Annotated in this window: 6 protein-coding genes; 3 read left to right on the forward strand and 3 right to left on the reverse strand. The window is 42.1% G+C overall.

All coding sequences use genetic code 11. The annotated features are described in order from the left end of the window. The first annotated feature begins 550 nt into the window (after positions 1-550). Positions 551-1,636, forward strand: a complete 1,086-nt coding sequence (locus tag JMX89_RS12570; RefSeq protein ID WP_201532553.1) for a PhoH family protein — start codon at positions 551-553, stop codon at positions 1,634-1,636. A 96-nt stretch (positions 1,637-1,732) separates the two neighbouring features. Beyond that, positions 1,733-2,341, forward strand: a complete 609-nt coding sequence (gene ybeY / locus JMX89_RS12575; RefSeq protein WP_201532552.1) for an rRNA maturation RNase YbeY — start codon at positions 1,733-1,735, stop codon at positions 2,339-2,341. On the opposite strand, the gene JMX89_RS12580 is transcribed toward ybeY, so the two are convergent. From JMX89_RS12580 to JMX89_RS12590, 3 genes are all read right to left on the reverse strand, one after another. Further along, positions 2,338-3,213: a mechanosensitive ion channel family protein gene (locus tag JMX89_RS12580; RefSeq protein WP_201532551.1), complete on the reverse strand. Its 876-nt coding sequence runs from the start codon at positions 3,211-3,213 to the stop codon at positions 2,338-2,340. The two genes, ybeY and JMX89_RS12580, sit on opposite strands and share 4 nt — an antisense overlap. A 62-nt stretch (positions 3,214-3,275) precedes the next feature. Continuing rightward, a complete protein-coding gene (locus tag JMX89_RS12585; protein ID WP_201532550.1) occupies positions 3,276-4,160 on the reverse strand; it encodes an energy transducer TonB in 885 nt (294 codons plus the stop codon). A gap of 56 nt (positions 4,161-4,216) precedes the next feature. Then, positions 4,217-5,311: an RNA-guided endonuclease InsQ/TnpB family protein gene (locus JMX89_RS12590; RefSeq protein WP_201532549.1), complete on the reverse strand. Its 1,095-nt coding sequence runs from the start codon at positions 5,309-5,311 to the stop codon at positions 4,217-4,219. 47 nt (positions 5,312-5,358) lie between these two features. On the opposite strand from JMX89_RS12590, the gene tnpA reads away from it, so the two are divergent. Next, positions 5,359-5,772, forward strand: coding sequence for an IS200/IS605 family transposase (gene tnpA, locus JMX89_RS12595; RefSeq protein WP_201532548.1), 414 nt, complete (start codon positions 5,359-5,361; stop codon positions 5,770-5,772). Positions 5,773-5,962 lie beyond the last annotated feature (190 nt).

The raw sequence follows: 5,962 nt of genomic DNA on the forward strand, positions 1-5,962 counted from the left end.
CCAAAACGTCAATTACATCAGCTAAAACAATGGGTTAAACAGGAACTGAACTAGTTATCTAGGACAGCCCCTAAATTAATTCCAGTAGCACGTTATAATGTTTGTATTTCTTTCATTTAAAACTGACTATAGCGTTATCGCCTAAACAATAGATTACCACAAATTGCCTATTATTCTGTGGTCTTGACGGTATCCGTAGCAGCTATAAAAAATTCTTTCAGTGTGACTGCTGAATGCTTTTATCTATCGTTGCAATCGCCATACAAAAACAAAGCCATGCATACATCTATATAGCTTGAAATTTAAATTCTATCTACCATAATGAAGGCAGGAAATTTATTTATTATTCATTAAACTTACTATTCATTAAACTAACAGCTACTTTGCCGTCATTTTCTATTATCTAAAAGCCGTACGCTAAAAGCTATAAACCAAACAACATAAAGCACTACTAACTATTTTATCTCTGAAGTTCGTCTGACTATGCAGCATAGAAGCAATAATCATAGCAGCGGGCAACCAACACAAGGATAATCGCTTGACTGACTCCATGAGCCGCCGTATAAAATTTGAATCCTTGACCCCAGCACAGCTCAAAACCGTGCTTGGTGAATACAACAATCACATGAAATACATTCAACAACGCCTCGATATCAAAATCAGCCAACGCCAAGGCGACTTTTGTCTAAGCGGCGACATATTGGGTGTTGAGCGCGGCGAACGTATTATTTATAAAATGGTCGATGAAGCACAAAACACCAAAGACATCAGCGCCGAAGAATTGCATCTCATCATTCAATCAAGCCTCGCGCGCGATGAAGATATTGAAGAAGATGCAGCACAGCTAGAGGATAATAAGGAAGACTTAGACGCCCCAAGCGAATTTACGCCTATCAGCTTGCGTACACGTAATGGCAAAATCATTCCACGTGGTGGCAATCAACAACGCTATGTCAGAGATATTTTATCCTCTGATGTGTCCTTTGGTATTGGACCTGCCGGTACTGGTAAAACCTATCTCGCGGTTGCTTGTGCAGTTGATATGATTGAGCGCAATGAGATTGAACGGATTTTGCTCGTACGTCCTGCGGTAGAAGCTGGCGAAAAACTGGGCTTTTTACCAGGTGATTTGACGCAAAAAATCGATCCATACTTGCGTCCTTTATACGATGCCCTATATGAAATGATTGGGTTTGAGAAAGTCGGTAAGATGATTGAAAAGCAAATCATTGAAATTGCCCCGCTTGCTTATATGCGTGGTCGTACCCTTAATAACTCGTTTGTGATCTTAGATGAAGCACAAAATACCACGCCTGAGCAGATGAAGATGTTTTTGACGCGTTTAGGTTTTGGTTCGCGCGCGGTCATTACCGGTGACATCACACAGGTAGATTTGCCACGTGGCAGCAAGTCAGGCTTGGCACAAGCGATGGAAATCTTAAGTGGTATTGAAGAGATTCATATCACTAAGTTTGATTCAAAAGACGTTGTACGCCATCAATTGGTACAGAAAATCGTTGAAGCTTATGATGTCTATGATGACGAGCAGTTTGCCTTGCAGGAAAAGCGCAAGTTTGAACGTATCAAAGAGCAAGAGCGCAAACAGATAGTTGCTGATGCAGCAGCCAAATTCTAATCTATCTTGATAAGCCTATATTAGAAAGAAACCGGATTTTATATCCGGTTTTTTACTGTTAGATATTTTTTAATTGATATAAAAAAGGATTAGGGTATGAGCCAAGACAGCAATAGTGATGATAGCAACAACATTAATGATAATTCTAATGAGAACAATAGCTTAGACGCGCTTGATATTAGTGCCAGTGAGCTTATCGATGACCAGACACTTGATAGTTTTTACAGTCAGGAGCAGATGCTGTCTGTAATGGCGGCGACACTTAACTATATTGATGAGCAGGTAAAAGGTGGTCTGATACTGCCATACTTTGACGATATCGATGCTGAGCAGTGGCAAGAGAAGATTAAGGCGCTCGATATTTATATTACAGATGAGGACGAAGGTCGCGAGCTGAATTTAGAAGCCCGTCAAAAGGATTATGCAACCAATATCCTCTCTTATCCAAGCGACCTGCCAGCAGCAATTGTTGGACTGATGCCAACGCTACCGCTTGGAGAGCTGATCATTTGCCATGCGGTGATGATACGTGAAGCCACAGAGCAAAATAAAGAGGCTGTGCAGCATATTAGCCACCTATTAATTCACGGCATACTGCATTTGCTCGGTTTCGATCATGAGCTCGGGCAAGCCGAGCAAGATGAGATGGAGCGCTTTGAGATTGAAATTTTGGCAGGGCTCAATATCCCAAACCCTTATGACTAATCTTTTTTCGTTAGTAATTTTTGTGCTTGATCCATTTGATTAATCATCTGGTCAAGCCCTTTAACATGGAGATTGCGTTGCGGGAATGGAATGTCAATTTTGTTATCGTCTAACGCATATTTAAATTGCTCAAGTAAATCACACTGCATTGACCACCAGTCGCCATTGGTCGTCCAAACATTCAAGGTTAAATCAACGGAATTATCACCCAAGTTGGTGACACGGATAACTGGCGCCGGATCCGTAAACGCCTTCGGATTACTGATTGCCAAATTTAGCATGACATCTTTGGCAGTTTTGATATCAGCATCATAACCGATACCAACGGTGATATCGACGCGGCGATTGGGCAATGAAGTATAATTGGTAACGGCTGAAGTGGTGATATCGCTATTAGGAATGATGACATCATGATTGTTAATCGTTGTTAGATGCGTATTGACCAAGGTAATTTCTGTCACAGTGCCCGTATAGCTGCTTATTTGCACATAGTCGCCGCGTACAAATGGGCGAAAGGTGACAATCATAATGCCCGCTGCAAAATTAGACAGCTGATCTTTCAGTGATAAACCAATCGCAACCGCTGCACCGCCTAAGATAGCCACGACTGAAGTGGTCTGTACACCCACTTTACTCAGCGCTGCTAATACTACGATTACCAGCAACAGACCATAGATAATCCGACCTAAAAAATTGGCAACGGTCTCGTCTAAACGACTGCGCATCATTATCTTATGAGCAAATGTTACCGCCTTTTTAGCAAGCCAGCGCCCTATCATAAATATCAGTAACGCTAGCGCTACTTTGGCAGCAATGCTCAAAGCGTTATTGGTTAAAGTAGCAATATCAAGGGTAAAACCTAAAAATTCCATATAAACTCTTTATTCTATATCAGGGTTTCATCTGTTTAATACTTTAAGATGCAGGGCTGGTGCTAATACGTCACCTCTACCGTATCACTATAACGATAGGTACGTATCAGACGCAACTCAACAATGTCTTTCATGTCTGCGGTAAATTTACCAAATGGCGCGGCTTGCCTGACTGATTGTTTAGCCGCTTCATCTAAGATAGTTGAATTTGAGCTCTCAAGCAAACGGATGGCTTTGATATTACCGTCGTTAGCAATAATCACCATTAAACGTACTTCACCCGTGATACTTTGTGCTATTGCTTGAGCAGGATATTGCAAATTCCCAACGCGCTCAACATGCTCACGAAAGGTATTGATATAATCTGCTGCTGGACCATGGGTCGTTGAATTACTGTCCATGGTCACCACTTTTGATTTGGTGGCATACGTTTGCTGACGCTGGGATAGCTGAGCTTCTAGCGTAGCAATCTGCTTACGTAGGCGCTCTTCTTGCACCCTCATATCATCTTGCGCTTGCTTACTGTCATTATCAGACTCAACGCTGGCATGACGCCAACTTAGCGTGGTGCGCAGGTAGCTTTCTTGATAACGCTGCTGACGTACTTGGCGCTGTAAGCGAATCACATCTTGCGTCTCACTCATTTGCTCAGCAGACAAAGGACTGCTTTGATCCGTTTCTTGGCGCAATTGCTCTTGTACAGTACCGCCACCTTCTTGTGAAGCATTGGCAATAAATTGCGCGTCTTCATTTGGCTTCATATTATCCGTTAGCGCTTTGGCAACGTCTTGCATCAATCCGGCAGGGTCTTGCCCCATCGAAAAACTGACGCCAAAAATTATCACCGCATGCACGCTAACTGCAATGACAATCGCCATCGGCAAGCTGATATTGCGCTTGGGTGCTTGCGCTGAAAAATGGTAGCTTTGTGAATCTTTAATATACACCGCAGTTGGTCTCAGCTTATGAAATAAAGGCGGTCATCATTGACTTCCTCCCCTCCCTAAAGTGAAGGGATTCCTACCGCTAGACGCTCAAGCCCGAGCGCGAGAATGTTTTTTGCCGCATTAATATCGCGTTGATGAGTGACACCGCACTCGCAAAGCCATTCTCTGATTCCAAGACCTGCTCTACCTTTCGGACTGTTTTGGCGTGAGCCGCAACACGAGCAGGTTTGGGTGGTGTAACTTTCATTTACCTCATCATAATGGCAACCTGCGTTCTCGCATTTGTAGGTCAGTTGCCGCTTAACTTCAAACCAACCAGCGTCATAGACGGATTTGGCGAGTTTGCTTGAGGTGAATGATTTTGAGTGAAGCTTACCTACTATGATCGCATTATTATCTTTGACAAGTTTCGATGTAAACTTATGGATCAGGTCTTGGCGGGTGTTTTTAATCTTGGCATGAATTGCGCGAGCTCGCTTTTTATTGTTAGCCCTTTGAGCAATCCCTAGTTTTGGTGCGTATTTATAGGTTAATTTAGTTTGTAGCTTGACGCTATCACTGGTTGTCGCTGAATCCTTGCAACCCAAGTCAATACCGACCTGACTATCACCACACGTAGTTTTTGGGTATTCTTTAACGGTGACGCACGCATACCAAAGACCACGACTGTCCTGTACAAGCTCACAGGTATTAATGGTGTAGAGTGCTAAATTGTAGCTATCCCAAACGTCGATGGTCAGCTTTTTGCCTTTAGCAAGGCTAAATTGAATGGTGGATTTGAGGCTTTTCTTTCCTGCCTTTTTGACGCCTAAATATTTTATCGCGGTATTTTTAAAAGGAATCCAACCAAGTGACTTGCGCTTAGCTTTGGGGTGGTTGGTACGCCAATTTAGCTTAGCTTTCTTGAATTGCTTTCGAGATTTAGCGTGGTTTTCGGTGATGGCTTGCAAGGTTTGACTGTGCAAATTCAAAAACTCACCACTGCCTTTTACATAAGTTGCAATATCATAAGCTGAAAAGAATTTGCCTGTTCGTTGCAAGTATTTGAAACTCAAATCATTGACGTAATTCCATACAAAGTTAACTGCGCCAGCCAATTTATTTAGCTGGTTTGCATGTTTGTCTTTGATGCGTAACTTGAGAGTTTTCATAGGATAGATTATAATTATTTATCTTATTCTACATTTGGTCTAATGTTATGTCAAACACATTAAGGCTTGGCAGACAGGTTGTTTACAATATCCATGTTCATTTGGTCTTTGTCACTAAATACAGAGGAAAAGTTTTTACCAAAGAGATATTGGACGAGCTGAGGTTGATATTAAATCAAGTCTGTCAGGATTTTGATGCGGAGCTAGTGGAATTTAATGGTGAGCAGGATCATGTTTACCTTTTGGTAAATTACCCGCCAAAAATCAGTGTTTCAGCGCTAGTAAATAGCTTGAAAGGTGTGTCCAGCAGAATGATTCGTAAAAAGAATTTCGCATCCATCAATCAGCAGCTTTGGGGTGGCGCTCTGTGGTCGCCTAGTTATTTTGCATCAAGTTGTGGTGGTGCTTCAATTGATATCGTTAGGCAGTACATTGAACATCAGCAAGAAGTGCCTAGCTAAAAATGCCTTACATCCACGCCCTATAAGGACGTGATTTTACGGCATTTTTTGATAAACGGCTTTGTCGACGCTTTAGGATGGTTTGCCGTTATAGTGCTACTGGAATTAATTTTGGGGCTGTCCTAGATAACTAGTTCAGTTCCTGTTTAACCCATTGTTTTAGCTGATGTAATTGACGTTTTGGATCACT

This window comes from Psychrobacter sp. DD43 (assembly GCF_904846555.1).
In the GTDB taxonomy this organism is placed as follows: domain Bacteria; phylum Pseudomonadota; class Gammaproteobacteria; order Pseudomonadales; family Moraxellaceae; genus Psychrobacter; species Psychrobacter cryohalolentis.